The following is a 23,646-nucleotide window of genomic DNA, read 5'->3' as shown; positions in this document are numbered from 1 at the left end:
TTTCAATTTTATGTGCCGATGGCACGACTATGCACTGCAGAATGGCAGAAAGCGCAACGGAAAAAGTTGACACTGCGCCCGGGGTTTCGTAATTCCTGCCTCCATTGCCGGGAATGTGGACAAATCGGCCAGCAGGGCAACATGCCGCGCTGGTAATACGGTTTGCGCCCGCTCCGATCCGTGGTGGACGGAGACTACCGGTGTAACGACGGACATCTGCCCGATGTTCCGCCTGTTAAGAGAGAAGAGCGCACTATGAGCAAGCGCCTTGAGAGCAAGTATAAAATTAACCGTCGCCTTGGTGTAAACCTGTGGGGTCGCGCCAAATCTCCGGTTAACCGTCGCGAATATGGCCCGGGCCAGCATGGCCAGCGCCGTAAGGGCAAGCCGTCTGACTTCTCCGTTCAGCTGATGGCCAAGCAGAAGCTGAAGGGTTACTACGGCAACATTACAGAAAAGCAGTTCCACCGCTATTATCAGGAAGCCGTGCGCCGCAAGGGTGATACGTCTGAAAACCTGATCAACCTGCTGGAACGCCGTCTGGATGCCGTTGTGTACCGGATGAAGTTTGCTATCACGCCGTTCGCTTCCCGTCAGTTCATCAGCCACGGCCACATTCTGGTTAACGGCAAGAAGATGAACATTCCTTCCTACCTCGTGAAGGATGGTGACGTTATCGAAGTGCGTGAAAAGTCCAAGCAGCTGGCTATCGTTCTGGATGCCGCTCAGTCTTCCGAACGCGATGTGCCGGAATACATGGAAGTAGATCATCGCCAGATGAAGGGCACGTATCTGCGTGGCCCGCAGCTTTCCGATGTGCCGTATCCGGTGCAGATGGAACCGAATCTGGTGGTCGAATACTACTCCCGTTAATCGGCGTTTAGGTTCGTTTTATGCCGCGCCGGGTGGAGGGGTTTCTCTCCATCCGGCGTTTGCCGTTTTTACTCATGTTTGTTTCGGAACAGAGCCCTTATGTCTGATACCGCATCCGCCCCTCTTAGCAGTGACATTACCCGCCGCCGGACCTTTGCTATTATCTCGCACCCGGATGCCGGTAAAACCACGCTGACAGAACGGATATTGCGGGCAGGTGGGGCTATTCAGATGGCGGGCAACGTGCGCGCCAAGGGTGAACGCCGCCGCACACGGTCTGACTGGATGGGCATTGAGCGGGACCGCGGGATTTCCGTTGTCAGTTCAGTGATGACGTTCGATTACGGCGGCTGTGTGTTCAACCTGCTTGATACGCCCGGACATGAAGACTTCTCCGAAGATACCTATCGTACCCTAACAGCCGTTGATTCCGCCGTAATGGTGATTGACGCCGCCAAGGGTATTGAAGATCGTACACGCAAGCTGTTCGAGATTTGCCGCCTGCGCGATATTCCGATTGTGACCTTTATCAACAAGATGGACCGTGAGGCGCAGGATCCGTTTGCCCTGCTGGATGAAATTGCATCCTCCCTCGCGCTGGATACATCACCCGCCACATGGCCGGTTGGGCGTGCGGCCACGTTTGTTGGTACGTACGATATTCTCACCAAAAAGCTGCACACAACGGTTGATCTGCCAGAAGATGATGCCCGCCTTGTGCAGATGCGTGAGGAACTGGAACTGGTAGAAGCCGCGCTGCCAGAGTTTGATAAAGAATCCTTCGATGCCGGGCACCTGACCCCCGTATTCTTCGGGAGTGCGATCAAGGAAATCGGGGTGACCGATCTACTGGACGCATTGGTGGCCTTTGGCCCACCACCGCGTGACCAAGCAGCAGAAACCCGCGTGGTAAAGGCCACGGAGCCAAACATGACGGCGCTGGTGTTCAAAATTCAGGCGAATATGGACCCCAACCACCGTGACCGTATTGCCTTTGCCCGTATCTGTTCCGGCAAGCTCAGCCGTGGCATGCGCCTTAAGCACACGCGTACGGGCAAAAGCTTTGCCGTGCATACGCCCCAGTTCTTTTTTGCGCAGGATCGGCATCTGGCAGAAGAAGCCTTTGCGGGAGATGTGGTGGGTATTCCCAACCACGGCACCTTGCGTATTGGCGATACACTGACAGAAGGTGAAGACATCCAGTTTACCGGCGTGCCACACTTTGCCCCGGAAATTCTGCGCCGCGTGCGGCTGGATGATGCCATGAAGGCCAAAAAGCTCAAGCAGGCGCTGGTGCAACTGGCAGAAGAAGGCGTGGTGCAGTTGTTCCGCCCACAAGATGGCGCGCAGCCAATTGTGGGCGTTGTGGGCACCTTGCAGCTTGATGTGCTGCAATCTCGCCTGAAGGCGGAATATGGCGTGGCCATTGGTTTTGATTCCACGCCTTATTCTCTGGCACGCTGGATTACCGGCCCGCGTGAGAAAATTGAGGCCTTTGCCGCAGCACATCGCTCCGCCATGGCGGATGATCTGGATGATGATCCGGTATTTCTGGCTACTTCAGCGTTTATGATGCGCCGTACAGAAGAGCAGAACCCGGATATCAGCTTCCATGATATCAAGCAGATTGGTGTGGAAATTAAATAAGTTATGCAATGCCGCGTATCATAAGGTGCGCGGCATTTTGCTTTTTACATCATGCTGCAAAAGATACTGGCTGGTTGGTAAAATGGCGTTTTGCCCCAGCCATGTTGTGACATCTTGGGCAGGCACGCAGGCCAGCATGTCGTATTCTTTATTGGCATGTTGTTTCCAGCTTTCTTCCACTTTTGTAAAAGCAAGCTGCGTTTCCAACACAAGCCCAATATCCAACACGCGGGTATGAGGGTGCCGCACCGCCATAAGTGGCGGCCCAACCTGTAGGCTTTTGGCATTCAGCCCCAATTCTTCTGTGGCCTCTGCTAAAATCTGCTCGGCCAAATTGACGTTTTGCGTATCAGTGCGTTTTTCAATGCTGCCAGCAGGCGGGCTTTGCCAGAAATTTCCCTGATAAATGGAAGATGGGTTGCGCCTGCCCAACACGTATCCATCTGGCGTGTGTACCAGTCCCACCACGGCTAATGGTTGCAGGCGCAAAAATGGAAAAAGTGCGGGGTTCTTCATTTGCGCAAATACGCGGCGATACTCTGTCCAATAGCCTTTAATGGCTGTGCGCGTTACGCAGGATGCAGAAAATACGCAGCCATTAAACAGGGCAGGCGTTGTGGCACAGGCTTGCTGCCATAGATGTGTGATTTCCTGCTCAATATCTGCCGGAGCCGCCGGAGGTGGGGCCACCACATCAATGCGGAAGGAAGCAGAAAGGGGCAGGGCAGGCCACGGGCCACCAAAAGAACGGATCATGCCTTACCCTAATGCGATGTGTGGCCAAAAGAAAAGGGAGCCACTGGGGCTCCCTTTCCATCGCAATCGGTTTTTTTGAACAGCCAGACTGCTCAATATCAGGCAACGGCCTGTTTCAGAGCTGCCGTCAGATCCTTTGTGGAGGCATTGCCGCCCAGATCTTTCGTGCGCACTGTACCGTTGGTGATAACCTTTTTGATACCGGCATCAATACGGTCAGCCAGATCATTACGGTTTACATGGCGCAGCATCATAACGGCTGCCAGCAGCAGAGCCAGCGGGTTGGCAATGCCTTTGCCTGCGATATCTGGCGCAGAACCGTGCACGGCTTCAAACACAGCGGCTTTTTCACCAATGTTTGCACCCGGTGCCATACCCAAGCCACCAACCAGACCGGCCGTAAGGTCGGAAAGGATGTCACCAAACAGGTTGGTGGTCACAATCACATCAAACTGCCACGGGTTGATAACAAGCTGCATGGCGCAGGCATCTACAATCCGTTCATTGAATTCAATGCGACCCTTGTATTCTTCTGCAACCTTGCGGCCTTCTTCAAGGAACAGGCCTGTCAGCAGTTTGAGGATATTGGCCTTGTGAACAATGGTTACCGTTTTACGGTTGTTCTTTACCGCATATTCAAAGGCAAACTTTACAATCCGGCGGCATTCTGCGCGGGAGTTAAAGCCGGAGCTTAGCGCAATGCCCTTGGGGTCATCCCCCACCGGAATGTAATGTTCCATTGCTGCGTAATAACCTTCAAGGTTTTCACGGAACAGAACAAGGTCGATATCATCAAACCGACCACCGGGAATGATGGTTTTGGTTGGGCGCAGGTTGGCAAACAGGCCAAATTCCTGACGCAGGGTTACGTTGATGGATTTGAACCCACCACCAACTGGAGTTGTCAGCGGGCCTTTCAGGGCCAGGCCCGTGCGTCGGATGCTTTCAATTGTCTGCTTGGGCAGCGGGTCATTTACCGCGTCCACACCCGCCATACCGGCCAGCTGGCGGTCCCATACAAATGGGGCCCCAACGGTATCCAGAATTTCGGTAACTGATTCAACAATTTCAGGGCCGATGCCATCACCTGCAATAAGAGTGGCTGGAATGGTCTTGCTGTCTGTCGTCATTCTGAGAAGCTCCCTTCAACTTCGTAGCCTGTTTTGCGCCCGTTTTACGGTGCATGCGATTCTCAATTTCGTGACCAGAGGGGAAAGACTCCGCCTCTCACGCCCTCTTGAGAGGCGCACATGCCGTTTTCAGCCATTTCTGTGCATCAGATGGCAGGTGAGGGCCTACCTGATCCAAGATTTGAGCATGGTACGCGTCCAGCACGGCGGTATCTTCCGGGCCTAACAGGGTGAGGTCAATCAACCGTCTGTCAAAAGGTGCCAGTGTAAGGGTTTCAAATTCCAGAAAAGCCCGGTCCGAATGCGGCATGTTGCCGGGGCGGATCATCACTAGTGTTTCCAGCCGGATGCCGTAGGCGCCGGGTTTGTAAAAGCCCGGCTCGTTGGAAATCACCATGCCTTCTTCAAGCGTAATGGGAGAAGGCATTTTGGAAATACGGACTGGCCCTTCATGCACGGAAAGAAAGCTGCCCACACCGTGGCCAGTGCCGTGGTCATAATCCAGCCCAGCCTGCCACAGGTCAAACCGTGCCAGTGCATCTAGCGCATGGCCTTTGGTGCCCACCGGAAAACGCGCGCGACCAAGGCGCAAGTTCCCCTTGAGCACACGGGTAAATACGTCTTTCAGGCTGGCAGATGGCGCATCGGGGCCTGTCCAGATTGTGCGGGTAACATCTGTTGTGCCTTCAGGGTACTGGCCACCGCTATCAATCAGGTAAACTTCGTTATCCTGTAATTTCCGGTCACTTTCCGGCGTAACGCGGTAATGAATAATGGCCCCGTTGGGGCCGGAACCGGAAATGGCCGGAAAGGATTCTTCTTTGTAATCCTTCCCTTCGGCACGGAAGGCATCAAGCTGTGTGGCGGCTTCAAGTTCTGTGCAGTTGCGGCCTTTTGTATCCAGCCAATGCAGAAAGCGGCAAAGCGCTACGCCATCACGCAGATGGGCTGTGCGCATGCCCATCTGTTCCGCCTTGTTTTTGCGGGCTTTGGGCAGCAGGCAGGGGTCTGGTGCTTCCTGCAGCGTGGCGCCATGGCGGGTGAGGGTTTGCCCAAACCAGACAGCATTGCTGGCAGGGTCCACACCAACGGTTTTGCCTTTCAGGGTTGCCAGAACCTGCTCCATCTCTTGCGGCGCATGCACGTGCACGGAAGAGCCAAGCCATTCCTTAACGTTAGCCGAAACTTTTTCTGGTTCTATAAACAGGTCCACCGAACTGTTTGCATGCACCAACGCAAAGGCCAACACCACAGGTGTGCAGGGGATATCGGAGCCACGAATATTCAGTAGCCATGCAATAGAGGCTGAATCACTCAGAACAGCGGCATCCTGACCATTCTGTGTCAGAATTGCAGAAATTTCCTGCCGCTTTTCAGCAGAACTTCGGCCAGCAAAAGCAAGCGGATGTATGCAGGCTGGGGCCGAGGGGAAAGCTGGGCGATCGGTCCAGATATCATCCACCAGATTGCGGGATGTGGGCACCAGAGTTACCCCGCTTTGGGCTGCAAACGGGCGCAGCTCCGCCACACTCATCACACGCGGGTCATACCCCACGCGGGTTTCTGGTTTGGCTTGTTCCTTCAGCCATGTGGCTGGAGGTGTCTGGCTAATATGTAGCCGTTGCCAGCATGTGCCATCCACCTGTTGATCCATCTGGGTAATGTAACGACCATCAGAAAACACGGCGGCAGTATGGGGCAGCACAATGGCCGTGCCTGCGCTGCCTGTAAAACCTGTTAACCATGCCAGACGTTCTGCACAGGCTGGTGTGTATTCCCCCAAAAACTCATCGCTATGGGGCACAATCAGGCCATCCAGCCCCTCGTTTTGCAAAAGGGTGCGCAATGCGGCAAGACGGGTAGAGGATGCAGACGCCATGGAAACCGTGTCCTGAAAATATAGGAAAAGAAAAGGCCGATCAGGCCGTTTTTCGAATAGGAAGAACCGGGCGGCGTAGGATCAGAGTAGCCCATTCGCCTTCATGCAGTTCCTGCTCAAGCACCAGCCCCTGCCGCCGATGCGCGGCCAGCACCATACGCACCTGTGTGCGCAACAGACCGGCCAGAATAACCGTGCCGCCGGGGGCCAGATACCGCACCAGGTCCTTGGCCATCAGGCACAAGGGGCGGGCCAGAATATTGGCAAAAACCAGATCAAACGGCGCGGCCTTCCAGATGGCGGGGGTTTGCCACCCATTGCCCAGGCGGCATGTCATGGCGCGGTTAAGCTGGTTGCGTTTGGCGTTTTGTGCTGCCACACGCACAGACCACGGCTCAATATCCACGGCCAGCACCTTTTGGTGCAGCAATGCTGCTGCGGCCATGGCCAGAATACCGGTGCCGCAACCCAAATCCAGAATACGGCGGGGGCGGCGGTAAGCCACACGTTCCAGCGCGCGCAGGCAGCCGCGGGTGGAACCATGCTCGCCCGAGCCAAAGGCCACGCCAGCATCCAGCGTGAGCACAATGCGGGTGGCATTTTTGGAATCGGGCAAATGCGTGCCGCGCACCACAAAACGGCGGCCCACTTCCTGTTCAGGAAAAGCCTCATACGTGCGGGCCAGCCAGCCTTCGGCTTCTGTGCTGATGCGTTCCAGAGGGGCGCTTACGCCTGTTGTCAGTTCAGCCAGCACAAGGGCGGCTGCCAATTCATCCTCACGGTGCCCGGTGTCTTTTACGCCTTCTACCCGCCACTGGGTGCCTTCCGGGTTGGCTTCAAAAATACCTACCGTGGCGCATACGCTGCCAATGGCGTTTTCGTAAGCTTCCACCGCCGCTTCCGGCACAGTGACAGAAATGGTTTCAAGGCTGGTGGCATGACGGCGGGTAGGAGGGGCCATTAGATTTTCTCGATAAAGGATGAAAGAAGACGTTTGGTACCGACAGATTCAAAAGACACTTCAACATGGTGCCGATCTGCCGAAATAACGATGCCCTCGCCAAAACGGGGGTGGCGCACATGGTCACCCAGTTGCAGGGCCGGTGCGGCCTCCAGCATGGGGTCTTTTCTGCGGCGGGCAATAATGGGGCCGTTATCAAACACGGATTCGGAAAGGTTCAGGCCCTGCCGCTGGAACCCGCCGCCTTCATCATGGCGGACCACGTGTTCATCTGGCAGCTCGTCCAGAAAACGGCTGGGCATGGAGGGCTGCCAGTTGGCGTAAATGCGCCTGCGGCCTGCATGAAAGATAATGACTTCCTGCCGTGCGCGCGTAATGCCCACGTAAGCCAGCCTGCGTTCTTCCTCCAGCCCTTTCAGGCCCCCTTCATCCAGCGTGCGCTGGGAGGGAAAAACGCCTTCCTCCCAACCGGGCAGGAATACCGTATCAAACTCCAGCCCCTTGGCGCCGTGCAGCGTCATGATGGACAGGTAATCATCCTGCCCGTTTTCATCATGATCCATAACAAGGGCAACGTGCTCCAGAAACTCGCCCAGAGTTCCAAAATCGGCTAGTGCGCGCGTTAGTTCTTTCAGGTTTTCCAACCGCCCCGGCGCATCGGGGGAGCGATCCTGCCGCCACATGTCCAGATACCCGCTTTCTTCCAGCAGGTGTTCTACGGCCACCACATGGCCTTCACGCGCCAGAATATCGCGCGTGCTGGCAAAGGCTTCCATCAACTGGCGTAAATGGGCGGCAGATTTTCCTTTAAGGGCGTTATCTTCCAGCAGTTTTTCCGTACCACCTGTAAGGGGCAGGTTATTGGCGCGGGCTGCTGCATGTAGCTTTTGCAGCCCGGCCGGGCCAACACCACGTTTGGGCACGTTGATAATGCGTTCAAAAGCCAGATCATCTGCTGGTTGGCTCAGCACGCGCATATAGGCCAGTGCATCACGTATTTCTGCGCGTTCATAAAAACGCAGGCCGCCCACAATGCGGTAAGGCAGGCCGGTTTGCATCAGGCGTTCTTCAAATGCGCGGGTTTGAAAGCCCGCACGCACCAGAATGGCAATTTCCTTTAGGGCGTGGCCTTGTGCGCGCAGTTTTTCGGCCTGCTCGCACACCATGCGGGCTTCTGTATCCGAATCCCATACTCCTAGAACGCTAACCTTTTTACCTTCTGCATCTTCTCGACCGGGGCGGAGTGTTTTGCCCAATCGTTCGCTATTATGGGCAATAAGCCCAGCTGCTGCCCCCAGAATATGCCGGGTGGAGCGATAATTGCGTTCCAGCCGTACAACCTTGGCGGAGGGGAAATCTTTTTCAAACCGCAGGATGTTTTCAACTTCTGCGCCGCGCCATGAGTAGATGGATTGGTCATCATCCCCCACGCAGCAGATGTTGGCCGGGCCTTCTGCATGTTTGGCCAGCAGACGCAGCCAGAGGTACTGAATGGTGTTGGTATCCTGATACTCGTCCACCAGAATGTAGCGGAACAGGCGGTGATACTGGGCCAATACATCAGGCCGTGTGCGCAAAATTTCGGTCACATGCAGCATGAGGTCACCAAAATCGCAGGCGTTCAGCTGCTTCAGGCGGGCCTGATACGCGGTGTAAATGGCGCGGGCATGGCCATTGGCAAAGTCCGAATCCTCGGTGGGGGTAATGCGTTCCGGTGTAAGTCCTCGGTCTTTCCAACGCTGGATCACGCCCAAAAGGCCCGGAGCAGGCCAGCGTTTAATGTCAATCTGCCACGGCGCCATAACCTGCTTGAGCAGGCGCAACTGGTCATCCGTATCCAGAATGGTAAAGCTTTGGGTCAGCCCCACATACTCAGCATGGCGGCGGAGCATACGCGCGCAAAGGGCATGAAATGTGCCTAACCATAACCCTTCTGCCGGGCTGCCCAAAAGCAGGCCGATACGCTCCCGCATTTCTCGCGCAGCTTTATTGGTAAAGGTTACTGTCAGGATCTGCCACGGCTTGGCGCGGCCTGTTAGCAGGATATGCGCAAAGCGGGTGGTTAAAACCCGTGTTTTGCCTGTGCCAGCACCAGCCAGTACCAGCAAAGGGCCATCCGTTGTTTCAATAGCTGCGCGCTGTTCGGGGTTGAGACGAGCCAGATAACTGTCACCCGAGGCAGACGGAGATGAAAAAAGCGGGGCGGAGGGGTGTTCGGACGTATTCACCATGCCTTTATATAAGCATGTGCGCTTCAGGCCAAACGGAGCAATGGAATGGGGAGACAGTCAGCAGAGCAGAAAAGGCAAAAAAAGCCTGGCTGCTTTGCAGTAAAGACCGACACAACCCACGGTTGTTTAAATGTGCAACAAGGTGCCATGCCTGTTTTTGAAAGCACCGGCCCGACAGGGCATCGCAAACGTATGCGCCAACGCGTGTTGGCACAGGGCGCGGCTTCCTTGGCGGATTACGAATTGTTGGAAATGCTGCTCTATGTCGGGATTCCACGTAAAGATACAAAGCCGCTGGCCAAAAACCTTATCAATGTCTTTGGGTCTTTGGGTCTTTGCCGGCTGTGCTGGAAGCGGGGGAAGAAAATCTGCGCCAGATCAGCGGCGTTACGCGCGCAAGTGCGGCAGTTTTGCAGGATGTCGCCTATGTGGCAGACAGATTGCCAGAAAATGGTGAGGAAACACGCCAGTTTTTGGGAAACTGGGACAGTATTTTAGAATATGCAGATGTATACTTGGCAAATGCCCCCAGAGGGCAGGTGCGCGCTTTATTTCTGGATAGCCGTAACCAGTTAATTGCCGATGAAGCTGTGCCAGCTTTTTTGCATGAGGGTAGCAGCCATGAGACCATGGCCTGTATTCGGCAAGCGGTCGCGCTGGTCTTGCAACGTGCGTTGGCTTTGCATGCCTGTGCGTTGGTAACGGTGGATTGGGTGGCGGAAGATCAGACGCAGGATCAAACCCTTGCGCAAAACGCACCTTTTGTAAGGGAATTACAGCGCAGTGCACCATTATTGGCCGTAGAGGTGCACGACCATATTGCCATTGGATGTGGCGAATGGCGCAGCTTCAACCACCATACAGGGCCGAAATCTTGAAGCGCCCATCTGCAAAATCTGAAAAAAAGCCCACAAGTCAATTTGCTGATGCCACACATTTTCGGCTGAATGTTTCAACTGCGGAAGCCATTGCCCTTCCAGCAGAAATGTATGGTGGCGCTGCGCCGGAACTCGCTGCAGCAGAAGAAACAGACCTCGCTCTATTATGCAGGTTGATAGCACAAGCGCAGCCACGCAATGGCAAAGCACAGGAACAAGCACGTAATTTATTACATGAGTACGGAAGCATTTCCGCAGTTATGGCAGCTATAAGCTGGCATGAGCCAAGTAAAAGCATAAAGGCCCTGCCAGAAGCCGTGCGTGTTTTGCTTATGCTTGTGCGTGAGGCTGGGTTACGCATTCAGCGTGCAAGATTGCGCCGTTCTGGCATATTGGCCGATAGCGCACAGCTTTATGCGTATTTGCGGGCTGTTATGGGGCCGGAAAAGCGCGAACAAGTGCGCGTATTGTTTTTGAATGACAAGTACGAGCTACTGGCTGATGATGTTATGGGGCAGGGCACGGTAGACCATACACCTGTTTACCCGCGGGAAATTGTAGCGCGTGCTTTGCAGCTTAACGCCACTATGCTGGTGTTGGTGCATAATCACCCAAGTGGAGACCCAACGCCTTCAGCCGATGATGTGGTGATGACAACCCAAATTTGTGGTGCGGCAAAAATTATGAATATCCATGTATGGGATCATATTATTGTTGCCGGAGAAAAACTGTTGAGCATGCGTGAAGCTGGGCTGTTGTAAGCCCTTGGCTTCACGCAATGCTGTAACTGGCGGCTCAGTCTTCTTCAGGTTCCGGGGCGGCTGTTTTGGTGGCCAGTGGCCCCAAGGCATCCTGAATACCCAAATTGCCGGGCAGTGCACCGTAGGGGAACAGGATATTTACGTGACCCATTTTGCGGCCAACGCGGGCTTCTGCCTTGCCATATAAATGCGGAATAAAGCCTTGTGTGGCCATAATCTGCGGCAACAGAGCCATATCCTCCGGCCCAACCAGATTTTTCATGATTGCATCAGAATGGCGCACAGCATGAGGCAGAGGTAAGCCCGCAACCGCACGGATATGCATGTCAAACTGATCCTGCGGGCAGGCATTCATGGTCCAATGGCCCGAATTATGGGGGCGCGGGGCCATTTCGTTCACCAGCAGGTTGCCGGTGCGATCAACAAACATTTCAACGCCCAGAATGCCCACCAATTCCAGCTTTTCGGCAATGGTGGTGGCCAGTTTTACAGCCTGCGCGGCAATGTTGGGATCAATAGGGGCTGGAGCCAGCGTAAGGTCCAGAATACCGTTCCAGTGCCGGTTCAGGGCTGGATCAAAGCACCGTACCGTACCCTCTGCACTGCGCACCACCATAACGCTGATCTCGCAGGCAAAATCCACCATACCTTCTGCAACCAGAGGATGTGGTGCCAGCGCGTTAAAAGCTTCTTCCAGATCATGGATATGATGCACACGGCGCTGGCCTTTGCCATCATATCCATTGCGGGTGGTTTTGAGAATCAGCGGCAAGCCAACTTTTTCTGCGGCTTCGTGCAGCGTTTTTACGTCTGTAACGGCATGCCACGGCGCTAATGGAATGCCAGCCGAAGCAAAAAAAGTTTTTTCAGCCAATCTGTCCTGGCTGATGCGTAAAATATGGCCGGAAGGATGCACAGGGCAGTGTTTGGCCAAAAGGTCTAACGCATCAGCGCTGATGTTTTCAAACTCAAAGGTGACAACATCAACAGCACTGGCAAACGCATCCAGTGCTGCCGGATCATTATACTTGCCGCATGTTACGGCGTGAGAAACCTGAGCCGCCGGGCCATCGGCCTCGGTTGTCAGAATATGCGTCCGAAACCCAAGGCGCGCAGCAGCAATGGCAGACATGCGGCCAAGCTGGCCACCACCCACAATGCCGATAACTGCATTGGGCTTAAGCGGAGAATGTGAGGAGGTCATTTATCTTCGGTGATAGGGGAGTTGGGGACAGAGGCTGTCTGTAGTGCGCGCCATGTTTCAAGGCGTGCGGCAAGGGCGGGGTTATGCAGTGCCAGAATAGAGGCCGCCAGCAAGGCTGCGTTTTTAGCCCCGGATGCACCAATAGCCAACGTGCCTACGGGCACACCGCCGGGCATCTGCACAATGGAAAGCAGGCTGTCCATGCCTTTAAGCGCGCGAGATTCTACCGGAACCCCCAGCACGGGCAGGCGTGTCCATGCCGCGCACATGCCCGGCAGATGGGCAGCCCCGCCAGCCCCGGCGATAATCACATTCAGCCCGCGTTCGGCTGCCGTGCGTGCGTAATCCGCCAGCCGATCTGGCGTGCGATGTGCTGAAACAATGAGAGTTTCGTGCGGGATTTCCAGCTCTGTCAGCAATGCATCTGCATGGCGCATGGTTTCCCAGTCTGACTGGCTGCCCATGATAATCCCCACAACTGGGGCAGAGGCTGCTTTATCTTCTAAAGCATCGGAAGCGGAGGGCAGGGGGGCAGTTTCGCTCACGGTAGGTATCTATCCGGGTTTTCTAAAGACTGAAACGGAATGGTTTAGGCGATATCATCAGGGATCAGAAGGCTTTCAACCTTGGTGATCTGATCTTTCAACAGGAGTTTACGCTTTTTAAGCCGCTGGAGATACAGTTGGTCAATAAAGGTGGTTTCATGCGCCATCCGGCTGATAACTGTATCCAGATCTCTGTGTTCACTACGCAGTTCATGCAGTTGGGCAAGCAGTAAATCGCGATCTCGCAGCATGATGTCCTGTCTCCTTCACCACTAATGCGGAATCGCGCGCCGGGTCTGGCCGCCCGCAGAGTGAATAGCATGCCCGAAGCAGTGTTTACCATGTAAGAGCCGGACGCCAGCCAGGATTACAAAAAAACTTCCATGCTCAGGCTGCATGCCAGCAGGGCACGATATATGAAATTAACATGAACTTTCTTATTCTCGGTACGCTAGCGTTTATGGGTCATCAATCGAGTGGAGGCACCCAAATGACACGCCTTTCAAGGATCGAGAGTCTTAAATCCCGCCATTTCCGTATTGATCAGAAAATTATGAGCGAAGGCGGACGCCCCAGACCGGACGAGCGCGTGCTGATGTGCCTGAAATTACAAAAGCTACGAATAAAGGAAGAAATAGAGCGCCTTTCGGCCTGATGCCGTATTTGGCAGCTTAAATGTTTCTGAGGCAGAAAGATCAATCCTTCTGCCTCAGGCATCATTCAATCAGTTTTCGGAAGCGCTAAAGCTTTCGGTATCTGTTACAGGCGCAGGAATTTCCTGGCCTTCGCGTTCCAGACGCATATTGGCTTCATGCACGGCAGCATTCAGATCTGTCTGGCTGCACAGCCCCACGGTTACCGGATCACGCGGTTTGATGTTGGGGGTGTTCCAGTGCTGCTTGTTGCGTACTTTGGCAATGGTATCCTTGGTGGTGCCAAGCAGCTTAACAACCTGCTGGTCGCTCAGTTGCGGATAGTTGCGCAGCAGGAATGCAATGCCATCTGGACGATCATGACGTTTGGCAACAGGCGTATAACGCGCCCCTTTGGAGCGACGGCGTACAGGGTTGTTGGAAGGCAGAATTTTCAGCCGTGCGTTGGGGTCTTTTTCACAACGCTGGATTTCTTCCTGCTTCAGCTGGTGATTCGCAACCGGGTCATAACCCACAATACCATGTGCCACTTCACCATCAGCAATGGCCTGCACTTCCAGCGGATGCATACCGCAAAAAGCGGCAATCTGTTCAAAACTGAGAGCGGTTTTTTCAATCAGCCACACAGCAGTTGCTTTGGGCATTAACGGTAGGGTCGTCATGGTTTTGTATTCCTGTCGTCGGGCGGCGCTTGCGCAGGCACCGGGAACTTGACGGCCCGGAACGTGTTCCGCAGGCCTGCGTGCCTGCCGGCGCGCATCTGTGCCACGATATGGGGGGAGTGGCTGCTTCAGGTCAAGCCGCAATACACATAACGGATCAATATTCTACACAATTAAATAAGGGGAAACCGCAGTTTCCCCCTTGCTAAGCCCATATGGAACGTATTGGTAAAACTTCAGCAATCAGGCTGCTGTGGCAATGGAATGCTGGGGCTGTTGCGGTGCCTGATTTTTCTGCTCGGTTGCTACCGCACGTTCTGCCGGTGTGGTGCTTACAGTCTTAACAGGAATACGCCGCGGCTTGAGTGCTTCGGGAATAATCTGTTGCACTGTAATGCGCAGGAGCCCGTTATTCATTTCCGCGCCGGTCACTTCAACGTGGTCGGCCAAGGCAAAGCGGCGCTCAAACGCACGCCGCGCAATTCCACGATGCAGGATTTCGCCTTCATCTTGCGGGGCATTCACGCGGCCAGAAACAACAAGCGTGTTATCCTGCACCACCAGTTCTATATCTTCCGGCCCAAAACCAGCCACAGCCATAGTAAGCGTGTAGCTATCATTTCCCGTTTTAGCGATATCATACGGCGGAAAACTGGAATTACCCGGTGAGCGGGCTGCAGAATCCATCACCTGTGCAAGGCGGTCAAAGCCAATTGCAGTGCGAAATAGCGGTGTAAAATCGTAACTCATGTAAGAACCTCCTCGTTCAGCAAGGTTCTGCCGGTTTTGCCAAGACCCCCGAAGGCAATCTGCCCGGCAGCGTTTTTTGGCGGAAACCCCATATGCGGGCATTTCCATATCCCTGAACGTGGAAAGCCCCGCGCTCTTTTTCAAGAGGCGGGGCTTTTCTGCATACGCAAAGAACTGAAAAATCAGCCTTTTTTGCGGGTGCCAATACCAGCAAAACGCTTGTTGAACTTGGCAACCTGGCCCCCGGTATCCAGCATGCGCTGCACGCCTGTCCAAGCCGGGTGAGACTTGGTGTCAACGTCCAGACGGAGCGTGTCGCCAGCCTTGCCATAGCAGGAGTTCGTTTTGAATTCCGTGCCGTCAGTCATGACAACAGTGATTTCGTGATAATCGGGGTGAATGCCGGGTTTCATGAAACTGGTTCTTTCGTTACAGCAGAAAGGGCCCGATACCGACCGGGCCAAGATTGCCGTGCATATAAACGAAATGCGTATGCTGGATCAACCGTTCATTTTGCCTTGGTGGGCATGATAATGAAGTGAAGCATATAATAGGCAAATAACAGCGTTTGTGCAGCTTTTGTGCTACAGAATACCTCAAATATTAAGAAAAATGTGTCAATTCTGATACAAGGGCTTGAGGAAAAAGCGGTAAAACGGCTACTTCTGAGCGGATTTCCCAGTATTTCACAGGAATTTTTGTATGGCTGATCTTAAATCTCACGTCCATGCCCCAGGTTGGGTGGGCGAGTTCCGGGCATTTATCATGCGCGGCAATGTTGTTGACCTGGCAGTTGGTGTTATTATTGGTGCTGCATTTACATCAATTGTAAACAGTTTGGTAAAAGATATCTTCAACCCCTTGATTGGTCTGCTTATCGGCGGGATTGATTTTTCCAACCTGTTCATCACCCTTAAGGGCCCGCATCTGGCTACTCTGGAAGAAGCCCAGAAAGCTGGCGCGGTTACATTGAACGTTGGCCTGTTCCTGAACGCTGTTATCCAGTTCCTGATTGTGGCTATGGCCATTTTCTGGATGGTGAAGGCCCTGACACGCCTGCATGTACGTGAAGATGAACAGCCCAAGGCACCGCCGCCGCCTTCCAAAACCGAAGTTCTGCTTGAGCAGATTCGTGATGAACTGGCCGCTAACAATAAAGATCAGGCACCGCATCAGGGCTAATTAAGCCTTGCGCCTGCCGCCATGGGTCTAAAATGGCGGCTGTGTGATCTGTTCCCGGAAAGTGGGATATGGGATATGCTTCTTATATGAAGCGCTCCCGATCCGGCTTTCCGGTTTTTTTTCGTTCAGCAGTTGGCGTGCTGGCCATTTTAGGGCTGGCAGGGTGCCAAAGCTCACGCGGGCTGAAGGTGCAGGAAACACCGCGCACGTTGCTATACAGTTACGTAATAGCCAATGGCATGGCGCGCGGGCGGATGATGACAGAAGATATGCCACCGGACCAAGTGTTCAATATCATTAAAACAGATAGAAATGCGCTTGTGGCCATTCTGGCGTTTCGGGATAAACCAACCCGGCGTACGCTGCGGCAGGCAGGGCATAAGGTGGAAGATTTTATTGGCGCGGTGGAGCAGCCCACGCAGCCTCTTTCTCCCGCTTTGTCTGACCCCATTCTTTTACCGCCGCCATCAACCCCCGGTTTCATGCGCTAGGCACAAAAAAACGGAGCAAGGTGTAAAACCTGCTCCGTTTTTTTGTTGGCTTGATACCAAGAAGAAAGACGTATCAGCTTTTCTGCTGTACCGCGGCTGGGCCTGCCTTGGCACCACGTTTCAATCTGCCTTCCCCCATAAACAGCAGCAACGGCGCTGCAATGAAGATGGAGGAGGAGGTGCCCACCACAATGCCGAACAGCATTGTCCAAGCAAAACCGGAAAGCGTAGCGCCACCCCATAGTGCCAGCGGAAGGGCCGCCAAAAACACGGTGGAGGATGTACCCAAGGTACGGTTCAGTGTTTCGTTGATGGAGAGGTTGATCAAGTCCATCAGCGGCATGGTGCGATATTTGCGCAGGTTTTCACGCACGCGGTCATACACCACCACCTTATCATTGGTGGAATAGCCCAGAATGGTTAGAATGGCGGCCACCATCACAAGGTCGAACTCAAAACCGGTGATCACCAGAAAGCCCATGGTTTTGGTAAGGTCCAAAACCAGTGTGATCACGGCGCTAAGGGCGAATTCCCATTCAAAGCGGAACCAGATGTAAACCAGAATCATGGCCAAGCTGAGCCCAAGCGCCAGCATGCCATTGCGGAACAGCTCGGCAGAAACAGAAGCGCCAACCGCATCTGCCCGCAAAATGGTGGTGCCCGGCTGTGCTTCCGTAACGGCACGGCGCACAGTATCCACCACGGCATCGGTATTCTGGTCATCACCAGCATCAAGGCGAATCAGCACATCATCAGGCGCCCCAAAAGCCTGAAGCGATGCGTGAGAGATATGCTGTGCCGCCAATGCCGAACGCAGCTTGGCAAAATCTGCCGGGCCGCTGGTTTTGGCTTCCACCACAATGCCGCCTCTAAAATCCAGCCCCAGCGTGAGGCCGGGATGGAAGAACAGAATAATAGAGGCAACGGAAAGCACGGCCGAGACAATAAGCCCCATGTACCGGCCACGCATGAAGTTGATCTGCGTGTCTTTGCGTACAAAACGCAGAAGAGGACGTCCGAACATAATGGCCTCGCTTCAGACAGGCAGGCTGGCAGGGCGCGTACGCGCATACCAGCGGGCCATAAGCATGCGGGAAAGCAGCAGGGTGGTGAACAGCGTGGTGGCAATACCAATGGTAATGGTTAGCGCAAAACCACGTACCGGCCCCGTGCCAAAAACAAACAGCATGACATGGGCCAAAAAGGCCGTGGCATTACTATCTACAATGGTGGAAGTGGCGCGTTCAAACCCGGTTTGCATGGCGGCCAGAGGCGTACGGCCACGGGCCACTTCTTCGCGTATGCGTTCGTTAATCAGGATATTGGCATCCACCGCCATGCCCAAGGTCAGCAGCATACCCGCCATACCCGGCAGCGTAAGGGTGGCTTCAAACAGTGAGAGAATAGCCACCATCAGCACAAGGTTGGCCAGCAGGGCGATATCTGCGTACCAGCCAAAGCGGCCATAAAACAGCACCATAAAGACCACAACCAGCAGGAAGCCAACGCCAAGGCTGAGAATGCCAGCCCGGATGGAATCGGCCCCAAGGGATGGCCCAATGCTGCGCTGTTCTACCACGCTCAAAGGTGCGGGCAGCGCGCCAGCACGCAGCATAAGGGCCAGATCCGTGGCTTTCTGGGCATCAAACCCACCCGTAATCTGCCCGTTGCCGCCTGTAATGGGGGTGCGGATAACGGGGGCTTCAATCACCTTGTTATCCAGAACAATGGCAAAGCGTTTGCCAACATTGGTTTGCGTAACCGATGAGAAAGCCCGCGTGCCAACTGAATCAAACGAGAAGCTGACAGCCCATTCGCCCGTCTGCTGGTCAATCACAGCGCCTGCGTTTGTCAGGTCTGTGCCGTCCACATCCACGTGGTCAAAAACGGGCAGGGGGCCGCCTTCAGCCGGGTTGGCCATGGGCACAAGGCTGACACCCGGCGGCGGATATGTGGCGTGCAGCGGGTTGGAATCTACCAGCCGGAAGGTCATTTTGGCTGTGGTGCCCAGCAGCGCCTTGATTCGCTCCGGATCACTGATTCCCGGCAGTTCCACCACAATCCGATCATCACCCTGGCGGGTAATTTCGGGGTCAACCGCACCTGTGCCATCAATACGCCGGCGCACAATCTCAATAGACTGTGTCACTGCTTCCCGCGCGCGGGCCTTAATGGCATCAGCAGAAAGCATGAGGGCGATTGTGCCATCATCCTGCTTTTTTACGCTGAATTCATTGGGCACAACGCGGGGCAGCTTGTCCAGCGTGGCAACATCCGCATCTGCCTCAGCCGCATCACGCGGTTGGAAGGAGACGGTGTTTTTGTCGGCATCCACGTTGATGTTCTGATAGCCGAGCTGAGATTTCAGCAGGGTATCACGCGTGTTTTCCGCCAGTGTCTGGAGCCTGTCATGCGTAAGGCTTTTAAGGTCAACCTGCATCAGCAGGTAAGACCCGCCCCGCAAATCCAACCCCAGATGGATCTGACGCCATGGTATGGAAGGGAAAGGCTTGCGCATACCGTTGGGTAGGCACAGCAGCAGGCCCAACAGGCACACGCCCAGCACCGAGGCCAGTTTGAGGCGGCTGTAATACATTCTCACCTGATCGCTTGCAGTTTTCTTGCCGGGAACATGCCGCCCCGGCTGGCGGGATGCAACCGTTGTGCTGCATTATTCGCGTTTCATACCTGTTGTATGGTCGCCACACCAAGATGTACGTGGCCAAACTGCATCAGTTTGCGGCAAGGCTGCCTGTTGTTGGGGGCGGCTTGCATTCGGCTGCGGGGGTGCTACGCCTGCATGCAGTCTTGTAGGGCATAAAAAGAAGGCGGATTTCATGGCTGAAACACTTAAGGTTGGCGTAATTGGAGCCGGACATTTCGGACGTTTTCATGCCTTGAAAGTGCGCCACGTTGCGCGGGAAACACTGGTGGGGCTGTTTGACCCCGACAGCAAGCGCGCCGCCTTGGTAGCGAAGGAAGCCGGATGCCCCGTTATGCAGGATGTAGATACCCTGCTGGCGGCGTGCGATGCCGTAGTGGTGGCTGCGCCTGCAGAATTTCATTTTGAACTGGCAGTGCAGGCCCTACGGGCTGGCAAGCATGTGCTGGTGGAAAAACCCATAGCCGCCACGCTGGAGCAGGCCGACTTTTTGGTAACTCTGGCGCAGGAAAGTGGATTGGTCTGTCAGGTTGGGCACCTGCTGCGTTATTCTGCCGAGCACGATGCCATTACCCAGCGCATCACCCGCCCGCTTTATATAGAGGCCACACGCATTGCCCCCTACAAGCCGCGCGGCACGGATGTATCGGTTATTCTGGATCTGATGATCCATGATCTGGATCTGGTTCTGGCTATTGTAGATAGCCCCATTGCGCAGGTGGATGCCTTGGGTGCGGCTGTAAGCTCGGCGCATGAAGATATTGCCAATGCGCGGGTGCGGTTTGAAAACGGCTGTGTGGCCACCATTACCGCCAGCCGCATTTCACTTAAAACAGAACGGCGCATGCGCCTGTTTTCTGAGGAAGGTTACCTGTCTGCCGATTTCGTAAAGCGGGAACTGACGATGATTGGCCGTGATCGCGGCTTGCCATTGCCGGGCACGGGGGGATTCCGGCGCGAGCACATCACATGGAAAGAGCATGATTCGCTCTTGGCCGAACACGAAGCTTTTGTTGCTGCGTGCCTGGATGGCGCCCCTGTGGTGGTGGACGCAAATGCTGGTCGGCGCGCTCTGGCGGCGGCTCTGGCCGTGGCAGATGGTATTGCCGAATCTCGCCGCCGGATGGAGCTTTCCGGACTGATTCGGGCCGAATAAAACCGAACAGGAAACCGCGCCACAGAAGCGGGAGAAAACCGCCAGTTTCAAAATATCAAGCCCCTTTTTCTGGCTTTGTGTGTAAAATTTCACTAGATATAGGGGGCAAGATAGAGCACAAGCACGAGATATGGTGCGGAGGCAAAGCCTCCCCATCCGACCCCAAAATTGACGCAGAAAATAGCGGAGTAACCCAGCCATGACCCTGATTGACGTACAGGAAAATGACATTCGTCGTTCCTCGTCCGGGGGCGCAGAAGCTGGGGAGCCCGATCTGTTCAACGCTGGTGAGATGGAAGATATGGTGCAGCTGCCCGGCCACCATCAGGTGCGGGTAGATCGCTCTCGTGATGCGCTGCTGACACCTTTTGGCAAGGCCACGCTGGATAACCGTTACCTGCTGCCAGATGAAGGGTATCAGGATCTGTTCGGCCGTGTGGCCTCCTATTACGGGGCAGATGCAGCCCACGCCCAACGTATTTATGATTACATCAGCAAGCACTGGTTCATGCCGGCAACGCCAGTTCTGTCTAACGGCGGAACATCACGTGGCCTGCCGATTTCCTGCTTCCTGAACGAGGCCAGCGATAGCCTGAAAGGCATTGTTGACCTGTGGAACGAGAACGTCTGGCTGGCCAGTAAGGGCGGTGGCATTGGGTCCTACTGGGGCAACCTGCGCTCCATTGGTGAAAATGTTGGCCGCAATGGCAAAACATCTGGCGTTATTCCGTTCATCCGCGTGATGGATAGCCTCACGCTGGCGATTTCTCAGGGCTCTTTGCGCCGTGGGTCTGCTGCGGTCTATCTGCCGGTCTGGCACCCGGAAATTGAAGAATTTATCGAACTGCGTCGCCCCACCGGGGGGGATCCCAACCGTAAGGCGCTGAACCTGCATCATGGTGTGCTGGTGTCAGATGCCTTTATGCGGGCGGTGGAAAGCGATGATGAATGGGCGCTGATATCTCCCAAGGATGGCAGCGTTATCCGCAAGATTTCTGCCCGTGCATTGTGGATCCGTATTCTGACGGCCCGCATGGAGCAGGGCGAGCCCTACATTGTGTATTCTGACCACGTGAACAACGCGCGGCCGGAGCATCACAAGCTGGCCGGGTTGGAAGTCAAAACCTCCAATCTGTGTTCCGAAATTACGCTGCCAACCGGGATCGATCATCACGGTAAGGCGCGTACGGCGGTGTGCTGTCTTTCTTCCCTCAATCTGGAAACGTGGGACCAGTGGAAAGATAATCCGCAGTTTATTGAGGACGTCATGCTCTTCCTCGATAACGTGTTGCAGGATTTCATTGACCGTGCGCCAGAAGACATGCACCGCGCCAAATATGCGGCCATGCGTGAACGTTCTGTTGGGCTGGGTGTTATGGGGTTCCATAGCTTCCTGCAAAGCCGCAACGTGCCGTTTGAAAGCGTGATAGCAAAAGTCTGGAACCGTAAGATTTTCAAGCATATTCGTGAGCAGGCGGATGCAGCATCCCGCAAGTTGGCGGAACTGCGCGGCCCATGCCCGGATGCTGAAGAATACGGTATTATGGAGCGCTTTTCTAACAAGATAGCCATTGCGCCCACGGCGTCCATTTCCATTATTGCTGGTAATGCCAGCCCCGGAATTGAGCCGATTGCGGCCAATGTGTTCTTGCAGAAAACGCTTTCCGGTTCCTTCACGGTGCGTAACCGCCACCTGCAGAAACTTCTGGAAGAAAAAGGGCAGGATACGCCGGAGGTGTGGTCTTCCATTACCACCAGCAAGGGCAGCGTGCAGCATCTGGATTTTCTGACCCAGCAGGAAAAGGACGTGTTTAAAACCGCGTTTGAGCTGGATCAGCGTTGGGTGGTGGAACATGCGGCAGACCGCCAGCCGTTTATCTGCCAGGCGCAGTCCGTTAACCTGTTCCTGCCTGCTGACGTGCATAAGCGGGATCTGCACCAGATCCACTACATGGCTTGGAAAAAGGGCCTGAAATCTCTGTATTATTGCCGCAGCCTGTCTATCCAGCGTGCAGATACAGTCAGCAATGTTCTGGCCAAGAATGACGTGATGAATGTGGATTCATCTCAAGCATCGTCAGGTTCCGCATCAAGCGGGAATGACTATGAAGAATGCTTGGCCTGCCAGTAAGCATTGGCTACTAACAAACTGTTTATAAAAGAAATATGACGGCCTCACGCGTGTTGCCGTCAAGGGAGGCAGCATGAGCGAGCATATGTCTGGTCAGGAGCCGCAGCAGGAACAGAAGTTTGACCTGCTGACAGCCAACCCGGTTTACAAGCCGTTCCGCTATCCGTGGGCGTATGATGCGTGGCTGACGCAGCAGCGCCTGCACTGGCTGCCGGAAGAAGTGCCTCTGGCTGATGACGTGAAGGACTGGCACCGCGTTTTAAACGAAGGTGAGCAGCATCTGGTAACGCAGATTTTCCGCTTCTTCACCCAGTCCGATGTGGAAGTGAACAACTGCTACATGAAGCACTACAGCCGTGTGTTTAAACCCACGGAAGTGCTGATGATGCTTTCAGCGTTCTCCAACATCGAAACCATCCATATTGCAGCTTACAGCTACCTTCTGGATACGCTCGGTATGCCCGAAACCGAGTATTCTGCTTTCCTTAAATATAAGGAAATGAAGGATAAATATGATTACATGCAGACGTTCACTGTGGACAGTAAGCATGAAATCGCCAAAACGCTGGCAGCCTTTGGGGCCTTTACGGAAGGGCTTCAGCTTTTTGCATCTTTTGCAATTCTGCTGAACTTCCCGCGCTTCAACAAGCTCAAGGGCATGGGGCAGATTGTGTCATGGTCTGTGCGTGATGAAACACTGCACTGCCTCTCCATTATCCGCCTGTTCCGCGTGTTCATTCAGGAAAATCCTGAACTGTGGACCGAGCAGCTGCGTACGGAACTGACTGATATCTGCCGCACCATTGTGGAGCATGAAGAGGCCTTTATTGATCTGGCCTTTGAAATGGGTGCTGTAGAAGGGCTGAATGCGGAGCAGGTAAAAACCTACATCCACTTTATTGCAGACCGCCGCCTGACCCAGCTTGGGCTGGAGCCGATTTACAACACCACAACCAACCCGCTGCCTTGGCTGGATGATATGTTGAATGCGGTAGAACACACCAACTTCTTCGAAAACCGCGCTACGGAATACAGCCGAGCCTCCACCTCTGGCACGTGGGAAGAAGCCTTCGAAAACTCAGTTTTCGAATAAG

The 23,646-nt window shown here is 54.5% G+C and carries 23 protein-coding genes and 1 pseudogene; 11 read left to right on the top strand and 13 right to left on the bottom strand.

Features of this window, described 5'->3' with window-relative positions:
- Positions 1-255: 255 nt before the first annotated feature.
- The gene (rpsD, locus tag ABNV41_RS06165; protein WP_050819629.1) at positions 256-873 is read left to right on the top strand and encodes a 30S ribosomal protein S4; all 618 of its coding nucleotides are present in this window, start codon (positions 256-258) and stop codon (positions 871-873) included.
- A gap of 99 nt (positions 874-972) precedes the next feature.
- Positions 973-2,520 (top strand): peptide chain release factor 3, encoded by a 1,548-nt coding sequence (locus ABNV41_RS06160; protein ID WP_050819630.1) that lies wholly within the window; start codon positions 973-975, stop codon positions 2,518-2,520.
- A gap of 18 nt (positions 2,521-2,538) precedes the next feature.
- On the opposite strand, the gene ABNV41_RS06155 is transcribed toward ABNV41_RS06160, so the two are convergent.
- The 5 genes from ABNV41_RS06155 to ABNV41_RS06135 form a co-directional block, all read right to left on the bottom strand.
- On the bottom strand, positions 2,539-3,276 hold the full coding sequence (locus ABNV41_RS06155) for a hypothetical protein (RefSeq protein WP_050819631.1): 738 nt from the start codon (positions 3,274-3,276) through the stop codon (positions 2,539-2,541).
- Between the two features lie 98 nt (positions 3,277-3,374).
- Positions 3,375-4,406: an isocitrate/isopropylmalate dehydrogenase family protein gene (locus tag ABNV41_RS06150; RefSeq protein ID WP_019090131.1), complete on the bottom strand. Its 1,032-nt coding sequence runs from the start codon at positions 4,404-4,406 to the stop codon at positions 3,375-3,377.
- Between the two features lie 97 nt (positions 4,407-4,503).
- Positions 4,504-6,285, bottom strand: coding sequence for an aminopeptidase P family protein (locus tag ABNV41_RS06145; RefSeq protein WP_050819632.1), 1,782 nt, complete (start codon positions 6,283-6,285; stop codon positions 4,504-4,506).
- Positions 6,286-6,325: 40 nt separating this feature from the next.
- A complete protein-coding gene (locus ABNV41_RS06140; RefSeq protein ID WP_050819633.1) occupies positions 6,326-7,246 on the bottom strand; it encodes a 50S ribosomal protein L11 methyltransferase in 921 nt (306 codons plus the stop codon).
- Positions 7,246-9,477, bottom strand: a complete 2,232-nt coding sequence (locus ABNV41_RS06135; protein ID WP_349935068.1) for a UvrD-helicase domain-containing protein — start codon at positions 9,475-9,477, stop codon at positions 7,246-7,248. The genes ABNV41_RS06140 and ABNV41_RS06135 overlap by 1 nt, the downstream gene beginning before the upstream one ends.
- A gap of 45 nt (positions 9,478-9,522) precedes the next feature.
- Here ABNV41_RS06135 and ABNV41_RS06130 point away from each other — a divergent pair.
- The 3 genes and pseudogenes from ABNV41_RS06130 to ABNV41_RS06120 form a co-directional block, all read left to right on the top strand.
- A pseudogene (locus ABNV41_RS06130) lies at positions 9,523-9,747 on the top strand (DNA repair protein RadC); the annotation flags it as partial.
- A 74-nt stretch (positions 9,748-9,821) separates the two neighbouring features.
- Positions 9,822-10,355: a JAB domain-containing protein gene (locus ABNV41_RS06125; protein WP_349935067.1), complete on the top strand. Its 534-nt coding sequence runs from the start codon at positions 9,822-9,824 to the stop codon at positions 10,353-10,355.
- The gene (locus ABNV41_RS06120; protein ID WP_230844497.1) at positions 10,352-11,116 is read left to right on the top strand and encodes a RadC family protein; all 765 of its coding nucleotides are present in this window, start codon (positions 10,352-10,354) and stop codon (positions 11,114-11,116) included. The genes ABNV41_RS06125 and ABNV41_RS06120 overlap by 4 nt, the downstream gene beginning before the upstream one ends.
- Before the next feature lie 34 nt (positions 11,117-11,150).
- Here ABNV41_RS06120 and ABNV41_RS06115 read toward each other — a convergent pair whose 3' ends face one another.
- The 3 genes from ABNV41_RS06115 to ABNV41_RS06105 are packed head-to-tail and all read right to left on the bottom strand — an operon-like array spanning position 11,151 to position 13,116.
- The gene (locus tag ABNV41_RS06115; protein WP_087651376.1) at positions 11,151-12,320 is read right to left on the bottom strand and encodes a 5-(carboxyamino)imidazole ribonucleotide synthase; all 1,170 of its coding nucleotides are present in this window, start codon (positions 12,318-12,320) and stop codon (positions 11,151-11,153) included.
- Positions 12,317-12,865: a 5-(carboxyamino)imidazole ribonucleotide mutase gene (gene purE, locus ABNV41_RS06110; protein ID WP_003622939.1), complete on the bottom strand. Its 549-nt coding sequence runs from the start codon at positions 12,863-12,865 to the stop codon at positions 12,317-12,319. Before purE ends, ABNV41_RS06115 begins: the two co-directional genes overlap by 4 nt.
- Before the next feature lie 44 nt (positions 12,866-12,909).
- Positions 12,910-13,116 carry a YdcH family protein gene (locus tag ABNV41_RS06105; RefSeq protein WP_003622940.1) on the bottom strand — a complete coding sequence of 69 codons (207 nt, stop codon included), beginning with the start codon at positions 13,114-13,116 and terminating at the stop codon, positions 12,910-12,912.
- A gap of 239 nt (positions 13,117-13,355) precedes the next feature.
- On the opposite strand from ABNV41_RS06105, the gene ABNV41_RS06100 reads away from it, so the two are divergent.
- On the top strand, positions 13,356-13,520 hold the full coding sequence (locus ABNV41_RS06100; RefSeq protein ID WP_080986859.1) for a YdcH family protein: 165 nt from the start codon (positions 13,356-13,358) through the stop codon (positions 13,518-13,520).
- A 69-nt stretch (positions 13,521-13,589) separates the two neighbouring features.
- Here ABNV41_RS06100 and ABNV41_RS06095 read toward each other — a convergent pair whose 3' ends face one another.
- The 3 genes from ABNV41_RS06095 to rpmE form a co-directional block, all read right to left on the bottom strand.
- Entirely contained in the window at positions 13,590-14,180 is a 591-nt protein-coding gene (locus tag ABNV41_RS06095) for a DUF1013 domain-containing protein (protein ID WP_050819637.1), read from the bottom strand.
- Positions 14,181-14,423: 243 nt separating this feature from the next.
- Positions 14,424-14,930: an Hsp20 family protein gene (locus tag ABNV41_RS06090; protein WP_012812820.1), complete on the bottom strand. Its 507-nt coding sequence runs from the start codon at positions 14,928-14,930 to the stop codon at positions 14,424-14,426.
- Between the two features lie 182 nt (positions 14,931-15,112).
- Entirely contained in the window at positions 15,113-15,343 is a 231-nt protein-coding gene (gene rpmE, locus ABNV41_RS06085) for a 50S ribosomal protein L31 (protein WP_050819638.1), read from the bottom strand.
- A gap of 289 nt (positions 15,344-15,632) precedes the next feature.
- Between rpmE and mscL the strand changes: the two genes are divergently transcribed.
- Together mscL and ABNV41_RS06075 are read left to right on the top strand one after the other, a co-directional pair.
- Positions 15,633-16,112 (top strand): large conductance mechanosensitive channel protein MscL, encoded by a 480-nt coding sequence (gene mscL, locus ABNV41_RS06080; protein WP_012812821.1) that lies wholly within the window; start codon positions 15,633-15,635, stop codon positions 16,110-16,112.
- 86 nt (positions 16,113-16,198) lie between these two features.
- The gene (locus ABNV41_RS06075) at positions 16,199-16,603 is read left to right on the top strand and encodes a hypothetical protein (RefSeq protein ID WP_230844498.1); all 405 of its coding nucleotides are present in this window, start codon (positions 16,199-16,201) and stop codon (positions 16,601-16,603) included.
- 73 nt (positions 16,604-16,676) lie between these two features.
- On the opposite strand, the gene secF is transcribed toward ABNV41_RS06075, so the two are convergent.
- Both secF and secD read right to left on the bottom strand, forming a co-directional pair.
- On the bottom strand, positions 16,677-17,627 hold the full coding sequence (gene secF, locus ABNV41_RS06070) for a protein translocase subunit SecF (RefSeq protein WP_050819640.1): 951 nt from the start codon (positions 17,625-17,627) through the stop codon (positions 16,677-16,679).
- 12 nt (positions 17,628-17,639) lie between these two features.
- Complete coding sequence (gene secD, locus ABNV41_RS06065; protein WP_196332543.1) at positions 17,640-19,205, bottom strand: protein translocase subunit SecD; 1,566 nt, start codon at positions 19,203-19,205, stop codon at positions 17,640-17,642.
- A 235-nt stretch (positions 19,206-19,440) separates the two neighbouring features.
- Here secD and ABNV41_RS06060 point away from each other — a divergent pair, with 235 nt between their 5' ends.
- From ABNV41_RS06060 to ABNV41_RS06050, 3 genes are all read left to right on the top strand, one after another.
- Positions 19,441-20,421, top strand: coding sequence for a Gfo/Idh/MocA family protein (locus ABNV41_RS06060; protein ID WP_050819642.1), 981 nt, complete (start codon positions 19,441-19,443; stop codon positions 20,419-20,421).
- 199 nt (positions 20,422-20,620) lie between these two features.
- Complete coding sequence (locus tag ABNV41_RS06055) at positions 20,621-22,552, top strand: ribonucleoside-diphosphate reductase subunit alpha (protein WP_349935066.1); 1,932 nt, start codon at positions 20,621-20,623, stop codon at positions 22,550-22,552.
- 73 nt (positions 22,553-22,625) lie between these two features.
- Complete coding sequence (locus ABNV41_RS06050; protein ID WP_012812824.1) at positions 22,626-23,645, top strand: ribonucleotide-diphosphate reductase subunit beta; 1,020 nt, start codon at positions 22,626-22,628, stop codon at positions 23,643-23,645.
- The last annotated feature ends 1 nt before the right edge of the window (position 23,646 follow it).

It is taken from the genome of Acetobacter sp. A11-2 (assembly GCF_040208445.1).
Lineage (GTDB): Bacteria > Pseudomonadota > Alphaproteobacteria > Acetobacterales > Acetobacteraceae > Acetobacter > Acetobacter oryzoeni.
Note: the sequence above shows the minus strand (reverse complement) of the source record. Positions and strands in the feature narration are given on the sequence as shown.